Below are 337 nucleotides of genomic sequence, written 5' to 3'. Positions count from 1 at the left end.
GGTCGCGGGAAAACGGCTCGCCGTCTTTCGGCATGGGCCGCTGGTTCATCACGGAGTCGGGTAAACTCTGCTTCAACGCCGACTGGCACGCCAAGACCGGAACGGCGACGGCAATCACCTGCTTCAGCCACCGCAAGAAGGGCGGCCTGATCTATCAGAAACGCGAACCGGACGGTCAATGGTACGTTTTCAAGAGCAGACGGGCACAAGCCACCGACGAATTCGCAAAGCTTCGCCACGGCGACTACGTGAGCTCTCAATTGGGGAGGATTGAGGCGAGCGTCAGTAAGGCCAAGTAAAGGCGAAGCAGGGGGTTGCGCGCGGCCGAGGCGCCATC

At 61.1% G+C, this 337-nt stretch carries 1 protein-coding gene; it reads left to right on the top strand.

The window, feature by feature from the left end; all coding sequences use genetic code 11:
• A partial coding sequence (locus AF337_RS05850) for a DUF995 domain-containing protein (protein ID WP_152970928.1) occupies positions 1-299 on the top strand: 299 nt, incomplete at its 5' end.
• Between the last annotated feature and the right edge of the window lie 38 nt (positions 300-337).

Origin of the sequence: Rhizobium ecuadorense, from assembly GCF_001187535.1 — a bacterium.
Taxonomy (GTDB): domain Bacteria; phylum Pseudomonadota; class Alphaproteobacteria; order Rhizobiales; family Rhizobiaceae; genus Rhizobium; species Rhizobium ecuadorense.
The sequence above is the reverse complement of the archived record's forward strand: the minus strand, read 5'-3'. Positions and strand labels throughout refer to the sequence as shown.